Origin of the sequence: Vibrio sp. 10N.261.55.A10, from assembly GCF_041470825.1 — a bacterium.
GTDB lineage: Bacteria > Pseudomonadota > Gammaproteobacteria > Enterobacterales > Vibrionaceae > Vibrio > Vibrio crassostreae_C.
Genome location: NZ_JBFRNC010000060.1, coordinates 45474 through 63282, shown reverse-complemented (window position 1 = coordinate 63282; position 17809 = coordinate 45474). Strand labels below are relative to the sequence as shown.

Sequence of the window (17809 nt, the reverse complement as noted above, 5' to 3'; positions counted from 1 at the left end):
TGGGTTGTTGCTAATGCGCGCACATTAACACAATGATTTTTGCAGATATTGACCAAGATTATTAAATTGGAACAATTTTGAAAATCATTAAAAGCTGAACTGCAATGTGTGATTTGGATAGGTGTCAGAAATACGAAGCGAATTAAGGAGTTAATAGCTTTGGTTGGTCACTTAGCGTTGATTCGTCAATCTAAGCTTAAATAAAATAAGTTTAGTCAGTATAGATTTAATGATTATGGACTTAGCAAACGGCGAAAATTTTTGAATAGGGTGTCGCTGGAAGAAAGTGCGTAATGAAGCTTAAGGAGAAGTTGGAGCGTGCAGCGGGAATCGAACCCGCATCATCAGCTTGGAAGGCTGAGGTAATAGCCATTATACGATGCACGCACACTGTCTTATCAGTCAGACTGAGGCGTTAAGAGACTTGGAGCGTGCAGCGGGAATCGAACCCGCATCATCAGCTTGGAAGGCTGAGGTAATAGCCATTATACGATGCACGCACATCGTCTTAACGAGTTTGATAATGCCACATCTAACTGAAAACGAAACCTTTTTCTTTCATTTTTATTCTAAGTGCTCGCATAACCACCACTCCGCTAGTTTTTCCATCATGTTCGGCGCTTTCAGAGTGAATAAAACGTGACTAAAATCTCGTTAAAAGGAGGGCGAGAAATATTAGTAGATGTCATGCTGCTTTTTGCGATAAATCCGAGTCAATTTATAAACACGCTTTGGTGGTGCTTAGTTGTCATAAATCTCATGAAAATTAAGGAATTTGGAGTGTTAACATAAACTGATTTTTATTTGTGTTTTGGCGTCCACTAATAACAATCTGAATGCATAAATTTAACTTATCAGCCTGTCAAAACATTCAGTAAACTAATCCCAAATGAGTAGAGTTATAGGCACTTATAAGCCTTTGCAGAAAAAAGTAACGAGTTCAGTTGATAATTCACGCAAAAGTCTCGTCATTCCGTCTATCGTTTGGTACATTTGCCGCACATTTTGTCTCCCCTAAAATTCCCATGCCTTCTCAGTTCCGAATTAACAAAATTGTTGAAATTGGTGACACTCTTCACCGCAGTGGCTGTGCTCCTTACAAGCTAGAGAAATACACTCAATTCTATGCAAAAAAGCATGGTGTGGATGTGATGATCCAAGCAACGCCAACTGCGATTAACTATCAATTTCCAGACGATAACAACGCCGTTATTCTTAAGCGTCTAAAGCCTGCGTCAATTAACCTGAGTTTGTTGGCCAATACGATCATTCGTATTAACCAGCCAAGCAGTGAGCCTGTACCAGAACCTGTCGGTTACTCAAAATTTGTGACTGCACTTGCCAATATGGGTATTCCGCCTGCTTATTTGATGCTGGTGGGCAGTACGTTGGAAGCGGTGGGCTTTTCTGCGTTATTGGGTTTGATGGTGTGGGTATGTCAGCAAGTTCTTCATTCACGTCGTGCTATCGCGGTTGAGTTCATCTCGGCACTGCTAACCGGTATCTTCGTGGCGTTTCTGGCGAGTACAGGGTTGCCGATTCCGGTGTGGGCGTTGTGTATCGCCTCGATTGTCTTGTTTGTCCCCGGGTTATCCATAGCTAACGCATTAGAATGTTTGGCGTTTAATGACTTGGTTTCTGGTACCAGCTTGCTAGGGCAGAGCGCCTTAACCCTGATTAAGCTGTTTGTCGGGATTATCATGGGGCTCAACATCGGTGAAGCGATATGGGGACAAGCGGTCTCCATCGACTATACCAATGCGGTACCGATGTGGATGCACATATCTGGCTTGGTGCTGATCTCTGTTTCTATCGGTGTGATGTTCAATGCGCGACCTAAAGACATCTTACTTGGTTTACCAGTAGCGGTTCTCGGTATGTGGGGCCCGTTCTATCTAGGTTTTGATAGTGGTTGGGTTGTCGGTACTTGGGTTACGACGGTTCTTATTACTTTGTACGGGACTTGGATTGCCAAGAAGATGGAGCTCACGGGCTCTATTTATATCGTGCAAGGGATCATCATCTTGGTTCCGGGTAGCCGAGTATTAGTAAGTGCCAGCCAGTCGGTGTTTGAACAGTCGATTCTGCCTATTCCTAGTATTGGTTTGTCGGCGTTATTCATGTTCTCTGCAATCGTGGCAGGGCAAATCACCGCTTACTCGATTTACTCACCAAAAGTCGAACGTTAAGCCGTTCCGCTTTTCAAACCTTTAAACAAACACAGCTTAGCGGCTGTGTTTGTTCGTTTTAGGTGCTGCTCTTTTTTGAAGACAATTAGCTCTCCGTAAAACTTGTTAGATTTATGCTCGCTAAGCCTGACAAGAGCCATTAAAATGGAACAAATTCTATTTAAATTAAGTATTAACGTATGTCTCTACCTCCTTGCCCGCAATGCCAATCTGAATATGTTTACCCAGACCAAAACAACCTAATCTGCCCTGAGTGCGCCTACGAATGGAACCCAGAAGAAGAGCGTTTAGAAAGAGAAGCCGCGCGTGTTAAGGACGTGAATGGCGTTGTATTGGAAAGTGGCGATAAAGTTACCTTCATTAAAGATCTAAAAATTAAAGGCAGTTCTAGCGTATTGAAAATTGGTACTAAAGCTGTGATTCGACGCATCAATGAAGGCAAAGATCACCAACTAGATTGCAAGCTGGATGGTGGCGGTGAAATGCTGGTTACGGCGAAGTACGTTAAGAAGCAGTAACCATTGTTTCAAATAATTGTCGTAAATCTTCAATAAGTTTAAGTCGCTTCTCGACATACTTATTCGCATATTAAAACGCAATAATTTTAGAGAATTAAGATGATTAGAGAGTACAACCCAGCTGATATTGAGGTCGTTTTAGATATTTGGTTAACCGCCTCGATCAAGGCGCATGACTTTGTGGCTCCTGAGTTCTGGGAGTCTCAAGTAGGTAATATGCGCGACATATACATTCCTGCATCAATAACTTACGTGTATCAAGTAGACGGTGAGGTTTGTGGCTTTTATTCGCTTTATGAAGGTATCTTAGCGGCGATATTTGTGAGCCCACAGCATCAAGGCTGTGGTGTTGGTAAGCAACTTATCCAACACGCGAAGCTTGAATGCCCGAATCTGTCTTTGAATGTGTATAAAGAGAACCAAGCGACCATTGAGTTCTACTTGTCTCAAGGTTTCTCTATTGTGAGCGAACAAACTGATGAGCACACAGGACATCAAGAATACACCATGCACTTATCTTAAGCTTGATAACTAAACCCGGTAGAAAAGTAACAGGAATCAACATCATATGGACATGGTTAAAGCTGCTCTTTCGCATTCAACAAGAGCTGCTCAGTCATCAGATTATGAATTTCTGTTTGAGCTCAAGAAAGCCGCTGAGTTTGAACCGATCAAAGCCGTATTTGGCTGGGATGAGCAAATTCAACGAGATATACACGCCGAAGAGTGGGCAGAAGAACGACCTGAAATCATTGAATATCAAGGCAAGGCGATTGGCAGTGTGTTGTTGCAAGACAAAGGCGAACACTTCTATTTTTGCCGATTCTTCTTACTGCCTGATTATCATGGAAAGGGCATTGGTAGCCAAGTACTGAAAGATTGCTTAACTAAGGCTGACAGCCTCAATAAACCCGTCGAACTTTGTTACCTAAAAGGTAATCGAGTTGGGGAGTTGTACTTGAGGTTTGGCTTTGAAATCACCTCTCAGAACGAGCAGTTTGTCTATATGTGGCGTAAATAGACACTCATTCAAAATGATCACACCGTGTCGGTAACTTGATAGGCACCTGACACTTATCTAACGTAAAACCTTGTAAAGCTCCCTATGCTTGATGACTAAGCGATTACACTTAGAAAAGATCGAGCGTAAGGGAGTGTGCAATGAATTATTACCCGACTTCAAAAATCGTGGGTGAACAAAGGTTTGGCTTTGGGCCAAAACTAGGTCAAACAACCTATTATTCTCCTGTAGAACAGTTGGATAAAAAGCCATTCGTTCACCAAGCTATACAAGACTTACCGAGTACTGAATCTACTCTGATTAAAGTAGGAGAGAATCGTGTACAACGAATGAAGGCCAAGGGTGACGAACAACAGATGCAAGCCACGAAGAAAGAAGCGCAGTCTTTTCTTCGAACGCAGTATCGACAACAAGCTCAAGCTCGCCACCTACAAAGTGTTGAAACTCCTTATGGTTTTCAAGAGCGCATCATTCAGTTTTGGAGCAATCACTTCGCCATCTCGGTCGATAATCGAAAACTGATGCCCTTGGCCGCCAGCATTGAAAACGATGTGGTTCGCCAGCATTGGAATGGTAACTTTGGCGAGATGCTGATGGCTTCTTCTAAACATCCTGCGATGCTTCTGTATCTCGACAATCAACTCTCGATTGGTCCCAATTCAAAAGTCGGAAAGCGCCGTAATAAGGGGCTCAATGAGAACCTCGCTCGTGAGATCTTAGAACTCCACACTCTTGGCGTTGACGGTTCTTACACTCAGCAAGACGTCATTGCCTTAGCAAAAGCGATTTCAGGCTGGGGCATTAAATTCAAATCTCCTGATGCTGGGTTTCGATTTGCTAATAACCTGCATGAGCCAGGAAGTATCACACTGCTTGGAAAGGCTTATTCTCAATCCGGCGTCTCGCAAGGAGAGTCGTGTTTAAAAACCTTAGCGACCCACAAAGACACTGCTGCGTACTTGGTTGGTAAGCTGTGCCAGCATTTCATTGGCGACATACCTAAAGAACTCTCAGAGCAAATGGTTGCTGAATATCTGAGAGGCGAGGGGAATTTACTGCCTGTTTATCGCTTGTTATTGAACAGTGCTGAGGCGAGTAAACCTAACCCTAATCGTTTTAGACCGCCGAAGGAGTGGCTGTTTGCCGTTCTTCGTAGTGCCGATATTTCTTTAAACGAGAAACAGGCATTCAATGCACTCAACAATTTAGGGCAGCCTCCTTTTAAACCGGGTTCACCTGCAGGCTGGTCGGATCAAGACAGAGACTACAATAGCCCTTCGGCGTTGACTCAACGTATGCAAGTTGCGAATAGGCTTGCGTCTGCTGCAATAAAATCGGCTAAAGCGTCAGGAGTTAAGCCGAAAGCGGTAGTGGATAAAGTGATCGCGGGTTTATATGACGATGCTATTGATGAACACACCCAAATTGTATTGAACAAAGCCGACAGCGCTGCAATGCAACTTTCCCTGTTGTGGCTAAGTCCGCAGTTTCAATATCGTTAGGAGTGGGTATGAAAAAGTCAGATTGTTCTCAGAATAAAGCGCCACATAGTATTAACCGCCGCCAGTTCATGGGTATTGCGGCGGCTGTTGGCGTCAGTGCGATGCTGCCATTTCCAAGCTTTGCCAAAACAGGTTCAGACAATATCTTCATTTGGGTATCACTGCGTGGCGCGATGGATGGTTTAAATGTTGTAGTGCCGCATGCCGATCCGGATTACTCTAATTTGAGACCCAACATCGGATTAAAACCTGAACAGCTAGTGAAGTTGGATGATTTCTTTGGGCTTCACCCATCCCTAAAGCAATGCCATCAATGGTATGAGAGTAACGAACTCAGCTTTGTACACGCTTGTTCAACCGCTTATCGCGAGCGCTCACATTTTGATGGACAGAAGATATTGGAGAATGGCACTTCCGACCCGTTTAACACCGTAGGGTGGATTAACCGTTTACTCACGTTGAGCTCAGAAAAATACGATGGAATAGCGATTGATTCGGGCTTACCACTCATCATGCAGGGCGAATCGACCGTTGCAAGTTGGTACCCAAACCGCTTAAAAACACGTGATAAACAAACGGAACTGCTGGAAGAGTTGTTTCAAAGTGACCAAATGCTGTCTTCAAACTTTGAAAGTGTCATGAAGATAGATCAACTGGTAGGCGACCAAGGTGTCGGCAAACAGTTTAAATCATTGATGGGTAAAACAGGCGACATATTGTCGGCTGATAACGGACCAAACATCGCAGCGTTAGAACTCGGTGGGTGGGACACTCACGCCAATCAAGGCAACGTAAATGGACGGTTGAGTAATCAGCTTAAAACTTTGGATGTTGGGTTAGCGGCTCTCAAAGCTTCACTAGGTGATCGTTGGCAGAAGACAGTGATCATCGCGGCCAGTGAATTTGGTCGAACAGCAAAAGAAAACGGCACCAAAGGCACCGACCATGGCACTGGCAACGTCATGTTTGTTGCGGGTGGTGCGCTGCCATCGTTGAAAGGAGCGGGTGGTAAGGTTATTACCAATTGGCCGGGCTTGAGCCAAAGCCAGCTATATGAAGGCCGAGACCTTAGTCCAACGACTGATATGCGTTCGGTTATCAAGGGTGTGCTCAACCGACATTTATCGATAGAAGTGAAACAACTCAACGCTATCTTCCCTGATAGTGCCGATATTAGACCGATGAATCTTGTTTAGAGTTTTACCAAGACCCAGTTAGATGCGATTCAGTCGTTTGAATCGCTCTCTATTTGTGACTCGCTTGTTTACGATTTAATCGCCAACAGTGCTCCGAACGTCACTAAGCCAAATCCACATGCTTGATTAAGCCTTTTCTTTGCTCTCAATAGATGCTTTTGCAATGTATTCGAAGTAAACAGCATAGCGACAACGCCAAACCATAAACCGTGAAGAACGATCATGTAAAGCCCATAGCCGAGCGCGACATGCTGGTTTTCTGCATCAGGTGAGATGACTTGGCTGAAGATGCTCAAAAAGAACAACATGGTTTTTGGGTTGAGCACGTTACATAAGAAGCCTTGGGCTAAATAGCGCCAAACACTGGTGCTTTGCTTTGCATCTTCCATCGGTGCAAGCTTGTTGTCCGCACTCAAGATACCTTTTAGCCCTAGATAAATAAGGTAGGTTGCACCTGCGTATCTAATCATGTCAAACAGCTGCTCATTCTGTGAGATTAAGTAACTGATCCCAAGCATTGAATAACTGATGTGAACACAAATCGCTAAACTCACACCGATTGCAGTCCAAATCCCTGCTTGTCTTCCTTGATTGACACTGTTTTTCAAAACTAAAACGAAATCAGCGCCTGGGCTGATAACAATCAATAGTCCCAATACTGCTAGGCTTAACCACTCCATAATGACTCCAACTCTTTATATTTGATGAGCCAGCATTGTATGGGTTTTTATTGCTGCCTATAATCGAAATGAATTCTACCTATCTGTGAGAAAAAATCACACATGAGACATTTGAAAGCATTTCATATTTTCCACGTAGCAGCGCATTCGAGTAGTTACAGTGAAGCGGCGGATAAACTCAATATCACACATGGCGCGGTGAGTAAGCAGATCAAGGTATTGGAAAATCACTTATCCCAAGTTTTGTTCTACAAACAGGGCAGGAATGTGTGTCTCACCAAAGAAGGGGAATTACTCAAAGGTTACACAGAGCAAGCGTTCCAAGCCTTGGAGACTGGAGTCCATAAGCTTAATCAGCTGAATCATCAAGCGTTGGAAGTTTCATGCGAACCCACATTGACCATGCGTTGGTTAATGCCTCGACTCGGTGATTTCTATAACGAATCCGGAATTGATGTTCGATTGTCGACTGCTGGTGGGCCTGTGAACTTGAATGCGACAGGGCTCGATATGGCGATTCGCCGAGATGACTTTAAATTAACCGAGCGTTACGAACAGATACCGCTAGTTGAAGAGTGGGTAGGCCCTGTGTGTTCCCCGGGTTATTGGCAGCAGGTAAAAGATAACTTAGATGATGTGAAATTACTGCACAGCAGTACACGGCCAGATGCTTGGAGTCATTGGGGTGCTATCACTATAGATAAAGTTAATGGTGGAGAGTGGTCAAAAGCTCGAGCGAACCAAACATTTGCACACTTCTACTTTTGCTTTCAGGCGGCTGTCGATGGGTTAGGCATAGCGCTTGGGTCTTATCCACTTGTCGCCGACGATCTTGAAAGAGGTAACTTGATCGCGCCGTTTGGCTTCGTACCTTCTGGTCACCAGTACATATTGCTCACGCAAGATAGCAACCATGAAGAGCCAGAAAGCCCGTTTGTTGTTTGGCTGAAGAATGAGTTATCGCAGTGTGTTCCAACTTTATAGGAACGACATCCGACCTAGAAGTGTGCTTGTCTTATGTCAGGCTCTAGTTCGTTGTTGTGGAAATCACTCAATAGGCAAAGACAGCACACCGCCATTGAGTTCGACTTGTTTTAGCCATTCGGTTGGAATGCCTCCATCTTCCTCGTAGAAACACGCCGCTAATACCGCGCCAATTACAATTGCACGCCCGCAGCTATCGCCCCCACATAAAATGTTGTCGCGGATACCTTGTTTAAAGCTCTGAGCGCCAGCAATGATGCGAATCAGCAGCGGGAACGCGGCACTCAATTCGCAATGCAACCCGAACTTTTTCGCGGCATCTGTTATTGAAAGCTCAGGCGCTGAGAGGGCTTCATCGATTTGATCGTGTATAAACTTGCTGCAGGTTTGTCGTACCATCTCTACTGATTGTAATGGTGAATTGCCTTGTATCGCGGCTTGAATCAGTAGGGTGATGGCTTGTGCCCATTCCACGGCTTTGTCGTTGTTGTTGGTCACTCGTACCGCACTCTCTACCATTGCTGGTAAGGTGTGAGAAGTATAAGTACATGCGATTAATGGAATGATCTTTGAGACTGTGGGGAGCTGCGTATCGTCTGCGCCACAGGCAGTAATCGGGGCGTCCTCTAGTTCTAATTGATGGATGTTCAGCAAGCTCATGCGCGTCGCTTTATCAATGTAGCCTTGCCAACTACCACCGAAATCAAACCATTTTCGGAAATGTTGAATATAGCTCGCTTCATCGTATTTTTGGTTGTCGACTAAACTATCGACCATCGCCAATAACTGAGCACCGTATTGCGATTGGTCGCCAGCGGTTTTTCCTTGGTGCGCAAAGTAGCCCTTGTCTTGATAATCGAACTGATTCGGTGAGCGAAATTCTGGCTCAAAACCCGCTACGTGTAAGATCCTCTCTTGGTCATACAGCCAGTGCAGCCCCATTGAAGCGGCGTCTCCAACCAATGCGCCAACAACGGCGTAAAAAGCTCTTTCTTTATGATTGTCCATGTTGAGTGATGTCCTTGAGAAGAATCAACGTAGTTCGATACTTTAAGTATAGTGATTAGGCGAGCATTTTGCTGTGTTTCTGAGAAGAAATATGAAGGGATAAGTCCTTATTGGTCAATAGCTTAAACCAATCAGGTGAAATGGATAAGGGCGTGAATAGCTGGGCGAGTCGGTACTTCTTATTAATGACGTTACTGATGGTTAAGGTAAGCACTAGAACGTTGCTCAATCACTTTGAACAGACGCGAAAGCACAAAGCATAAAGCAAAATATACGAAGCCTACAATCAGCCAGATCTCGAAGATCAAACCTGACGAGTTTGCCATTTCAGTACCAACGAAAGTCATCTCTTGGATAGAAATCAGAGACACAATCGACGTGTCTTTAACCAAAGAGATTGCTTGGCCAGCCAATGGCGGTGTGATGGCCGTTAATACTTGCGGGCCAACCACAAATCGATACTTAGACAATGCCGATAAGCCGAGTGAATCGGCCGCTTCCCATTGGCCTTTTGGAATACTTTCTAAGCCAGCTCGAATCACTTCTGCGATGTAAGCCGAAGAGAGCAAACCGATACAGATAACACCAGACGCCAAGTTTTCCCAAAGGTTAGCTGGGCCGAACAGGAAACCTTGAACTGCGTTAATCTCGCCATTATGTTCACGCAAGATACTTTCTAAACCAAGTAATGGAATCAGTTGGTTTGAAACGAAAAAATAGAATATGAAGACAAACACCAGCGGCGGAATATTTCGAACCAACTGGATAAAAATCAGTGCAGGGGTACGAAAGAAAGTGATTTTAGAGTGCCTTGCAACGCCAAGTAATGTACCAAAAGAGAGTGCTAACACCATACTCCAAACACTCAAGCGCAGTGTCGCGATCAAGCCTTGGAAAAAGTAAGGAATATTGCCTTGAGAAGGCGGAATGAAAATCAGGGTAAACGCATCTTCCCAGCGCCACTGGTAGTTAATACCAACAGCGGAACGATAATAAAGCCAGCCTGCAAACACACAAATGACAGCTAGTAACACGCCATCTAAAAGGTTAAGGCGTTGATACCAAGGCTTCATATGAACGTTGGGCTTAGGTGTTGTTAATGCGCTAGTACTACTCACGTCATTCCTGTTTAAACGATAATAATTGATGTGTTGTGAGAGGTGGCTATGAGGTCATAGCTATCTCGTTGTTTTTAACAAGGCAGCGCAAACAATGCACTGCCTCGATTCACTAGCAAAAGTTCTGATTACTGACCTTGAGCAATCTGGTCTTGCCAATCTAGAGTAGAGAACCAGTACTCGTAACGCTCTTTCAACCAACCGTCTTCAGTACGTGCTTTGATCCACTCGTTGAAGAATTCTGTCTTGTCAGTTTCACCTAGGCGAACTGCAAATGCTTCATTACCTTTTGATAGGCGTTCTTCGAATGGAATAAATAGCGTGTCTGCGTTTTTAATCGCTTCGTGTTCTGGTTTCGGGCTAGACGCGATAACCGCGTGTGCGTTGCCGTTTAATACTTCTTGGAATGCTTGAGCATCGTCATCGAACTGTAGAACTTTCGCTTTAGGGAAGGTTTCACGAGCTACTTGCACTGTGAATGCACCACGACGCGCTGCAATTTTTACACGGCGAGAATCAAAATCAGAGATTTGTGTAAAACCTTCTGCTAGCTCTTTATTCGCTGCCAGTTGAACGCCAGAGTGCGAGTAAGGTTCAGTGAACAATACGCTTTTAGCGCGAGCTTCAGTGATAGACATACCGCCAATGATTACATCAAACTTGTTCGAAAGTAGAGAAGGAATAATGCCATCCCATGCCGTCGGTACGAATTCAACTTTCCAGCCAGAATCTTCAGCAAGGCGTTTTGCTACATCGATTTCAAAGCCAACAAGATCGCCTTGTTTGTTACGCATCGCCCAAGGAACAAATGTCGACATACCAACGCGTAGAGAGCCACGTTCGTTTATTTTGTCTAGGTTAGGCGTTTCAGAAGCAAGTGCAGGCAAACTGACGGCAAGCGCAAGTAGGGCTGTAATTGCGGTTTTAAATAGCTTCATGCTGATAAATCCTTATTGTGTTCGCCAGTTAGCTCCGAGCTTATGCTCAAGCCAAGCTGCAACGGCAGAAAGTGAAAGTGTAAGTGCAAGGTAAATGATCGCCACAGAGAACCAAATCTCAAATGGCATCGCGGTTTCAGAAACTATGTTTCTGGCTTCGGTTGTTAGGTCAAAGATAGCCATGACACTCACAATCGAAGAGTTTTTGATAAGAGAGATCACTTCATTAGTCAAAGGTGGCAAGGTGCGTTGCACCACCTGAGGAAGAATCACATCCCAGTAAGTATAGGTCTTTGATAAACCCAAAGATTGAGCTGCTTCAAATTGTCCTCTCGCAATACCATTTAAACCAGCACGGAAGATTTCGGCGGTGTAAGCACCTTGGAAAAGTGCCAAGGCCAAAACGGCAGTACTAAAGCGATCGAGCCCTAATACGGGGCCAAATACAAAATAGAGCAAATAAATTTGTACTAATAACGGCGTGTTACGAATCAACTCAACATAGCTGGTGGCTAAGGTGCGTCCAACCACCGAATTGGAGTTTCGCAATAGGGCTGTGGTTAAGCCAATCACCAGCGTTGCAACCAAAGAAATCAAAGAGATATTGATGGTAACTAGTAGCCCTTCAACTAATTCTGCAGGCCACCATTCACCATCTTCATAGAAAGCAATATAGTCCGGCACACGCTCCCATTGCCAGCTGTATCCCATGGTTTGTGCACCAGAGTCGAGAATCCAAACAACAGCAGCCGCCAGTACAACAATCTGTACCAAAGCAGATAGGGCGGGTTTAATAATTCGAATCAACATCAATAAGTCAGGATCTGATTTAGGAACGCTTGAGTACGTTCATGTTGAGGGGTTTCAAAAAGCGATTGTGGAGTATTCGATTCCACAATTTGTCCTTCATCCATGAAGATAACGCGGTCGGCCACTTGTTTTGCAAAGCCCATTTCGTGGGTCACACACACCATAGTGATGCCTTCGCTCGCCAGTTCAACCATCACATCGAGCACTTCGTTGATCATCTCCGGATCAAGCGCTGAAGTGGGTTCGTCAAACAAGAGTAATTCCGGCTTCATACACAGGGAACGGGCGATAGCCACGCGTTGTTGCTGGCCGCCAGAAAGTTGCACTGGGTATTTGTTGGCTTGTTCTGCAATGTGCACACGCTCTAGATAGTGCATTGCTATCTTCTCGGCTTCTTGTTTGCTTTTTTTAAGCGTACGAATTGGCGACAGAGTTAGGTTCTCAAGCACGGTAAGATGGGGGAATAAATGAAAGTGCTGAAACACCATTCCGACTTGGCCCGGTGTGTTGAACTTACTCGGGAGTACTTGTTCTAGCACGGAAAGTTCGCCACTTTCGAAAGGTTCTAGCTGATTGATACAACGGATCAATGTTGATTTACCCGAACCAGACGGCCCGCAAATCACCACTATCTCTCCTTGTTCAATATTTAAATCGATATCCTTTAGGGCATGAAAATCACCATACCACTTGTTAAGTGACTTAAACTTAACCATTTCCTTGAGATTGTTCAAATCGTTGTTCATACCTAGTAAAGAGACAGGTTTACCTTAACAATATAGAAATATGATTGCACATAAAATTAGGGACTTATGAGAATTTAATAGCATCTTGTAGGGCAAATTAAAAAGCAGCGCCCAAAATGAACGCTGCTTCTGTTGTACGAAAGAAAAAAGTAATGGGTTCAGTCAGATGTGAAAATTCATCGTTGTATGACCAATATCTTTACTTTCTCTCTATTTTCCCGATTCTTAGTGAATCGCAGACTCTAGAATCTCACGTGTTTTCTCTGGCGTGATTGCTTGGTTCTCACCAAGTTGTAGGTAGCCGTGTGATTCAAGTTGAGCAACAACATTGTCAATCGCCGTTGCTTTGTTTGTTTCGTAGCCGTCGAACATGGTTGCTACGTCTAGGCTGTGGTAGAACGCTTCGATTGCAGCGATTGTGCGTTCTGCTAAATCAGCACCCGCTTCTAAGCCAAATACGTTACGACCCATTTGCTCTAGCTTGCCACGTTTCGCTTCGATTTGGTTACGAAGTAGTGAAGGTTGAACAATCGCAAGCGAACGTGCGTGGTCTACGTGCCATAGTGCAGTGAATTCGTGGCCAATCATGTGAGTTGCCCAATCTTGAGGAACACCTGTACCAATCAGGCCGTTAAGCGCTTGGTTTGCTGTCCACATTAGGTTTGCACGCCATGCATCGTTGTCACGCTCGTCGTATTGCTTACCCAGTACAAGTAGGTTCTTAAGCAGTGTTTCTGCGTAACCGTCTTGAACCATTGCGTCTGTTGGCATCGTGATGTATTGCTCACATACGTGAACCCACGCATCAACTAATCCGTTGATCAGCTGGCGCTCAGGTAGAGACTTCATTACATCTGGGTCCATAACCGCAAACTTAGGCTGTACTGCAGGGTTCATGAATGCCAGTTTCTCTTGAGTCGCTTTACGCGTGATTACCGCGCCCATGTTAGATTCAGAACCTGTCGCAGGAAGAGTCAGTACCGCGCCGATTGGCGTCGCTTCAGTTACTTGGTGTTTGCCCGTTAGGATATCCCAACCGTCGCCGTCGTATTTAGCCGCTCCAGCAACGTATTTAGAACCGTCGATTACTGAACCACCGCCAACAGCGATAATGAACTCTACGTTTTCTTCTTTAACAAGAGCGACTGCTTTGTCTAGCGTCTCTTTGGTTGGGTTTGCTTCAACGCCAGAGAACTCAATCCAAGAGTGATCTTTTAAAGACTCTACAACTTGGTCGTAAACACCGTTGCTCTTGATTGAGCCGCCACCATAGATGACTAGTACTTTCTTTGAAGTATCAACCGCTTGGCTGATAGCGTTGATTTGGCCTTGACCGAAATGGATAACAGTAGGGTTAACGTAAGTAAATTGCATCAGAGATTCCTTGTGTAAAGCGAAATTTGTTATTTTGGTTTATTGCTCAATTTCTATATTTGCATATTAGTACAGTAATCTAGGTCAATGAAGAGCTGTTCCTCCAAATAAATTGCCTATTTCTACAAACTTGATATTCTTCCTCTGCTTTAGCTTACTTACTCTTAGCACTTAGAATGGAAAGTCGCCACTTATGAAAACACTCGCTCAGTTATTACAGTCTTATGTTGAACACAAAGGTTGGGATGACCTTGAAGGGATCAGAGAAACTGAAATTAGCGGTGTGTGGTTGTATCGAAGCAGTGGCGGGAATCAGCGTCAGCCATTTACTTACCAGTCTGGCATTATCATGCTCGGACAGGGCAAAAAGAACATCTACATTGGTGAAAGGCCAGTGACTTACGCTGCAGGTGATTATCTTGTGGTGGGTGTGCCAATGCCGTTAGAGTGCGAAGCCTTGCCTGTTAATGGCGAACCATTGCTTGGTTTGTCGATAAGCATTGATTCTCAACGTTTGCATAGCTTAGTCAAAAAGCTCGAAGACCAAGGCTTTCTAGAGAGCTACTGCAACAAGCATAAACAGAACTCGAGTGGCTTAGAATCGACGCCGATGGAAGAGCAAATGCTAGAGAGCTTTACCCGGTTGGTGAAAACGCTGCATTGCGACATTGAAGCCAATATATTGGGCGATGCGATGGTGACAGAGATTGTCTACCGCGCATTAACCGGTTCAGAAGGGCGTGTGCTGTTTGATTTAGCTCATCATGATGGCCATTACGCACGTGTCGCTAAAGCGCTGTCTAAAGTGCATGAAGAATACGACCAAACCATCACTGTTCAATCGCTGGCTGACGAAGCCAACATGAGCGTGTCTGCCTTCCACTATGCATTCCGTAATGTCACTTTTGAATCACCACTGCAATATTTGAAGAAGGTTAGGCTCAACAAAGCGAAAGAGCTGATTCAACTAGAAGGCCTTCGTATTAGTGATGCTGCACGTCGAGTCGGTTACTCCAGCCCATCTCAATTTAGCCGCGAATTTAAGCGCCACTTCAATACTACTCCAAGAGCGGTTTAGTTCTTCTTTCAACGAAACTATGTGTTGAGAGCTATAATGCCAAAAGCTATGGTGACGATTGCTCATATTTGTTGAATTATATGAGTAAATGTATCTAATCATAGGCATTGTCAGATTGTAGGTATTTGATTCTCGAATATATTATTAACGTACTTATATAAAATAAGCTCTCGAAAATAATTAATTAAATAGCCTAAGAGTTTATGCACAGGTATAGGGGAGAAACTCACTAACTTAGCTATTAACGAAGTTTTAGTGTGAACAACCTATCAAATATTATCTAAAATTCTGGAATTACTCACCGTACTATCAGAGAGAGTATTCAGGATTATTGAATAGACTTAAAATTAAAGATAATTTAGCAGTTGATAAAGCCTAGCACGACGGATAATTAGTCGTTTGATGACTAATTATTCTGTAACTTGCTGATTTATAGTCACCTTAGAGTCTGACGGGTATCACGTTTACCCTAAAATAATTCACTTAACATGGCGCTACTTTAATCATTCTTCCAAATACGATTGTTAAATATAAATACGTATACCTATTTTATTAAAAGGATAATACCGATGAGTAGCGATATCATTAAAATTTCAAGAAACACTGAAAACGCGCCAATTAATTCTGTATCTACACAAACGGTCGCTTTTTCTCATTATAATAACTTTTCTGCTCAACTTCCGATTGACCCTAAAACGGGTGAAATAGTCATCGGTGATATTAAAGATCAAGCAGCACAATGTTTGAATAATATTAAAGCGATTGTTGAAAGCATCGACCATGTTATGGATGATGTCGTGAAGATTCATGTTTTCGTTAAGAATATTTCTGATATCGATGCTATTGATGAAGTTTACAAAAGCTTCTTCCACAACAGTCTGCCAACACGCACTGTCGTGGGTGTCGCTGCACTGACAAACAGCGATGCGCTGGTTCAAATGGATGCTCTCATTTCTAACGGTGAAGGCACTAAACCACAAGCACCTTGCGCTCTAATTAAGGTCTCAAGAAATACGGATAATGCACCTCAAAGTACTGTGTCCACGCAGACTGCTGCCTTTTCTCACTACAACAATCTTTCAGCTCAGTTGCCTATAGATGTAGCCACAGGTGAGTTGGTTGATGGTGGTATCGAAGCGCAAACAGCACAATGTCTATCAAACATCAAAGCTATTCTAGAAAGTATCGGTCATGTCATGAATGATGTGGTTAAAACGACTATCTACCTAAAAAATATCGCAGATGCGGAAGTGGTAAATGAAGTATGTGCTAAATTCTTCCCAAGCTACGTTCCTGCTCGTACTGTTGTTAACGCAGCTGAATTACCAATGGGTGCTTTAATTCAAATTGATACATCCATTTCACATGGCGACGGTACACCGCCGCAATTACCAGAAGACACTCGCTTACTGGTTATTGAAACCAATAATACTGTTTCTGCACCATTCATGCCTTATTCGCATACTGTTGCTTTCTCTCACTACAATCATATTTCAGCCCAATTACCTTTAGATCCGAAAACAAATGAAATCGTTGCTGGCGGGGTAAAAGAACAAGCGGAACAATGTTTAAACAATATTAAGGCGATAATTGAAAGCGTTGACCATAGCATGGACGATACGGTGAAAATTAATATTCAACTTAAGGATATTTCAGATATTGATGTGGTAAACGAAGTCTACACCACATTCTTTAATGCTGAGCTGCCTGCAAGAACGGTAGTAGGGGTTTCAGAAATCCCAATGAATGCTTTAGTACAAATTGATGCTGTCGTTTCTAACTGTGAAGGGACACCTCCACAAGACGTTGTTGCATAAATCAATTGAACCCTTCTCGATAATATCGATCAGATCTCGGTTTAGCTTCCAAATAGGGAGCAAACTCAACAGGCCGAGATCTGATCCGTTCACTTCATTACTCAAGTCCATCGAAGCGACACACCTAAGCTTATCCCGTAAACATGGTATTTATAAGGTTGAAGTGTTTTAATATGAAAAACAGACGCTTAACGTAATAAAGAAAACCAGTTTATGCAATTTCGAGCCATTTTACTGCTATGCCTTACCCTAATAGGGTGTTCGTCCAATCAAGAGTTGGTACCCGACCCAACAACCATCACGCTATTTTATGGTGATACATCCATCGCCGCAGGTGTTTTAGAGGATAAAACATTCAATTCAGTCCTTGCCGATAGGGTTGAAAGCGTTACGTTTTCGGGCTCAATATCAAAGAAAGACTCTGGCTATTTTGTCGATATGTTAGTGATTCGAGAAACAAAAGAGCCACGTTCAACACGACAGCTTAACACCTCGCTTCTAATGAAACCGGGAGAGTTAGTAGATGTTGGCGGCGTGAATAACGATGTGTTCAGGGTAATCCTCGAGTAACAAAAATAAAGTGTTCAATTAATCTGATTTTTTGCTTTACCTCAACCTAACTTCAAGTCTTAAGCTTCTCTTACTGATTAAGAAGGAGCTTATTATGCAAAATAACTACATAAAAGAACTCGCCGTTAAAACTTACCAAGAAGACCTTCAAAAAGAGTACGTTAGATCTAAAGCTCAGCCATTCCACGCCCCAAGTTTTATCGGTGGGGTGCTGTTGTCAGTTGTGCTGGTAGGACTGTTTTAATTTATGCAGAATTTCT

Annotated in this window: 18 protein-coding genes and 2 tRNA genes; 11 read left to right on the top strand and 9 right to left on the bottom strand. The window is 43.6% G+C overall.

Annotated features, from left to right (window positions below; translation table 11 throughout):
- Positions 1-312: 312 nt before the first annotated feature.
- A tRNA-Gly gene (locus AB4274_RS18530) sits at positions 313-387 on the bottom strand.
- Positions 388-425: 38 nt separating this feature from the next.
- Positions 426-500, bottom strand: a tRNA-Gly gene (locus AB4274_RS18525).
- Between the two features lie 525 nt (positions 501-1025).
- Between AB4274_RS18525 and AB4274_RS18520 the strand changes: the two genes are divergently transcribed.
- The 6 genes from AB4274_RS18520 (at position 1026) to AB4274_RS18495 (ending at position 6426) form a co-directional block, all read left to right on the top strand.
- Positions 1026-2189, top strand: a complete 1164-nt coding sequence (locus tag AB4274_RS18520; protein ID WP_004731486.1) for a threonine/serine exporter family protein — start codon at positions 1026-1028, stop codon at positions 2187-2189.
- A 179-nt stretch (positions 2190-2368) separates the two neighbouring features.
- Entirely contained in the window at positions 2369-2707 is a 339-nt protein-coding gene (locus AB4274_RS18515) for a zinc ribbon domain-containing protein YjdM (RefSeq protein ID WP_004731484.1), read from the top strand.
- A 99-nt stretch (positions 2708-2806) separates the two neighbouring features.
- Positions 2807-3229, top strand: coding sequence for an N-acetyltransferase (locus tag AB4274_RS18510; RefSeq protein ID WP_017067098.1), 423 nt, complete (start codon positions 2807-2809; stop codon positions 3227-3229).
- Positions 3230-3275: 46 nt separating this feature from the next.
- Positions 3276-3728 (top strand): GNAT family N-acetyltransferase, encoded by a 453-nt coding sequence (locus AB4274_RS18505; RefSeq protein WP_372082883.1) that lies wholly within the window; start codon positions 3276-3278, stop codon positions 3726-3728.
- Positions 3729-3868: 140 nt separating this feature from the next.
- Positions 3869-5230, top strand: a complete 1362-nt coding sequence (locus AB4274_RS18500; protein ID WP_372112877.1) for a DUF1800 family protein — start codon at positions 3869-3871, stop codon at positions 5228-5230.
- Between the two features lie 8 nt (positions 5231-5238).
- Positions 5239-6426 (top strand): DUF1501 domain-containing protein, encoded by a 1188-nt coding sequence (locus AB4274_RS18495; RefSeq protein WP_102333476.1) that lies wholly within the window; start codon positions 5239-5241, stop codon positions 6424-6426.
- 68 nt (positions 6427-6494) lie between these two features.
- Here AB4274_RS18495 and AB4274_RS18490 read toward each other — a convergent pair whose 3' ends face one another.
- Complete coding sequence (locus tag AB4274_RS18490; RefSeq protein WP_102333477.1) at positions 6495-7106, bottom strand: LysE family translocator; 612 nt, start codon at positions 7104-7106, stop codon at positions 6495-6497.
- A gap of 102 nt (positions 7107-7208) precedes the next feature.
- On the opposite strand from AB4274_RS18490, the gene AB4274_RS18485 reads away from it, so the two are divergent.
- Positions 7209-8090 (top strand): LysR family transcriptional regulator, encoded by an 882-nt coding sequence (locus tag AB4274_RS18485; protein ID WP_017064462.1) that lies wholly within the window; start codon positions 7209-7211, stop codon positions 8088-8090.
- 63 nt (positions 8091-8153) lie between these two features.
- Here AB4274_RS18485 and AB4274_RS18480 read toward each other — a convergent pair whose 3' ends face one another.
- From AB4274_RS18480 to AB4274_RS18455, 6 genes are all read right to left on the bottom strand, one after another.
- On the bottom strand, positions 8154-9098 hold the full coding sequence (locus AB4274_RS18480) for an ADP-ribosylglycohydrolase family protein (protein ID WP_372112875.1): 945 nt from the start codon (positions 9096-9098) through the stop codon (positions 8154-8156).
- A gap of 191 nt (positions 9099-9289) precedes the next feature.
- Complete coding sequence (locus AB4274_RS18475; protein ID WP_372112873.1) at positions 9290-10216, bottom strand: amino acid ABC transporter permease; 927 nt, start codon at positions 10214-10216, stop codon at positions 9290-9292.
- Between the two features lie 128 nt (positions 10217-10344).
- Positions 10345-11154, bottom strand: coding sequence for a transporter substrate-binding domain-containing protein (locus AB4274_RS18470; RefSeq protein ID WP_017067595.1), 810 nt, complete (start codon positions 11152-11154; stop codon positions 10345-10347).
- A gap of 12 nt (positions 11155-11166) precedes the next feature.
- Positions 11167-11964 carry an amino acid ABC transporter permease gene (locus AB4274_RS18465; protein ID WP_372102936.1) on the bottom strand — a complete coding sequence of 266 codons (798 nt, stop codon included), beginning with the start codon at positions 11962-11964 and terminating at the stop codon, positions 11167-11169.
- A complete protein-coding gene (locus AB4274_RS18460; protein WP_102333483.1) occupies positions 11964-12710 on the bottom strand; it encodes an amino acid ABC transporter ATP-binding protein in 747 nt (248 codons plus the stop codon). Before AB4274_RS18460 ends, AB4274_RS18465 begins: the two co-directional genes overlap by 1 nt.
- A gap of 225 nt (positions 12711-12935) precedes the next feature.
- Positions 12936-14084: an iron-containing alcohol dehydrogenase gene (locus AB4274_RS18455; protein ID WP_372103299.1), complete on the bottom strand. Its 1149-nt coding sequence runs from the start codon at positions 14082-14084 to the stop codon at positions 12936-12938.
- Positions 14085-14277: 193 nt separating this feature from the next.
- Between AB4274_RS18455 and AB4274_RS18450 the strand changes: the two genes are divergently transcribed.
- The 4 genes from AB4274_RS18450 to AB4274_RS18435 all read left to right on the top strand — a co-directional run bounded on the left by AB4274_RS18450 (position 14278) and on the right by AB4274_RS18435 (position 17793).
- Entirely contained in the window at positions 14278-15162 is an 885-nt protein-coding gene (locus AB4274_RS18450; RefSeq protein ID WP_017062661.1) for an AraC family transcriptional regulator, read from the top strand.
- A gap of 569 nt (positions 15163-15731) precedes the next feature.
- On the top strand, positions 15732-16979 hold the full coding sequence (locus AB4274_RS18445) for a RidA family protein (protein ID WP_065583922.1): 1248 nt from the start codon (positions 15732-15734) through the stop codon (positions 16977-16979).
- A gap of 213 nt (positions 16980-17192) precedes the next feature.
- On the top strand, positions 17193-17549 hold the full coding sequence (locus AB4274_RS18440; RefSeq protein ID WP_017062659.1) for a hypothetical protein: 357 nt from the start codon (positions 17193-17195) through the stop codon (positions 17547-17549).
- A 94-nt stretch (positions 17550-17643) separates the two neighbouring features.
- Positions 17644-17793 carry a hypothetical protein gene (locus tag AB4274_RS18435; RefSeq protein WP_017067591.1) on the top strand — a complete coding sequence of 50 codons (150 nt, stop codon included), beginning with the start codon at positions 17644-17646 and terminating at the stop codon, positions 17791-17793.
- The last annotated feature ends 16 nt before the right edge of the window (positions 17794-17809 follow it).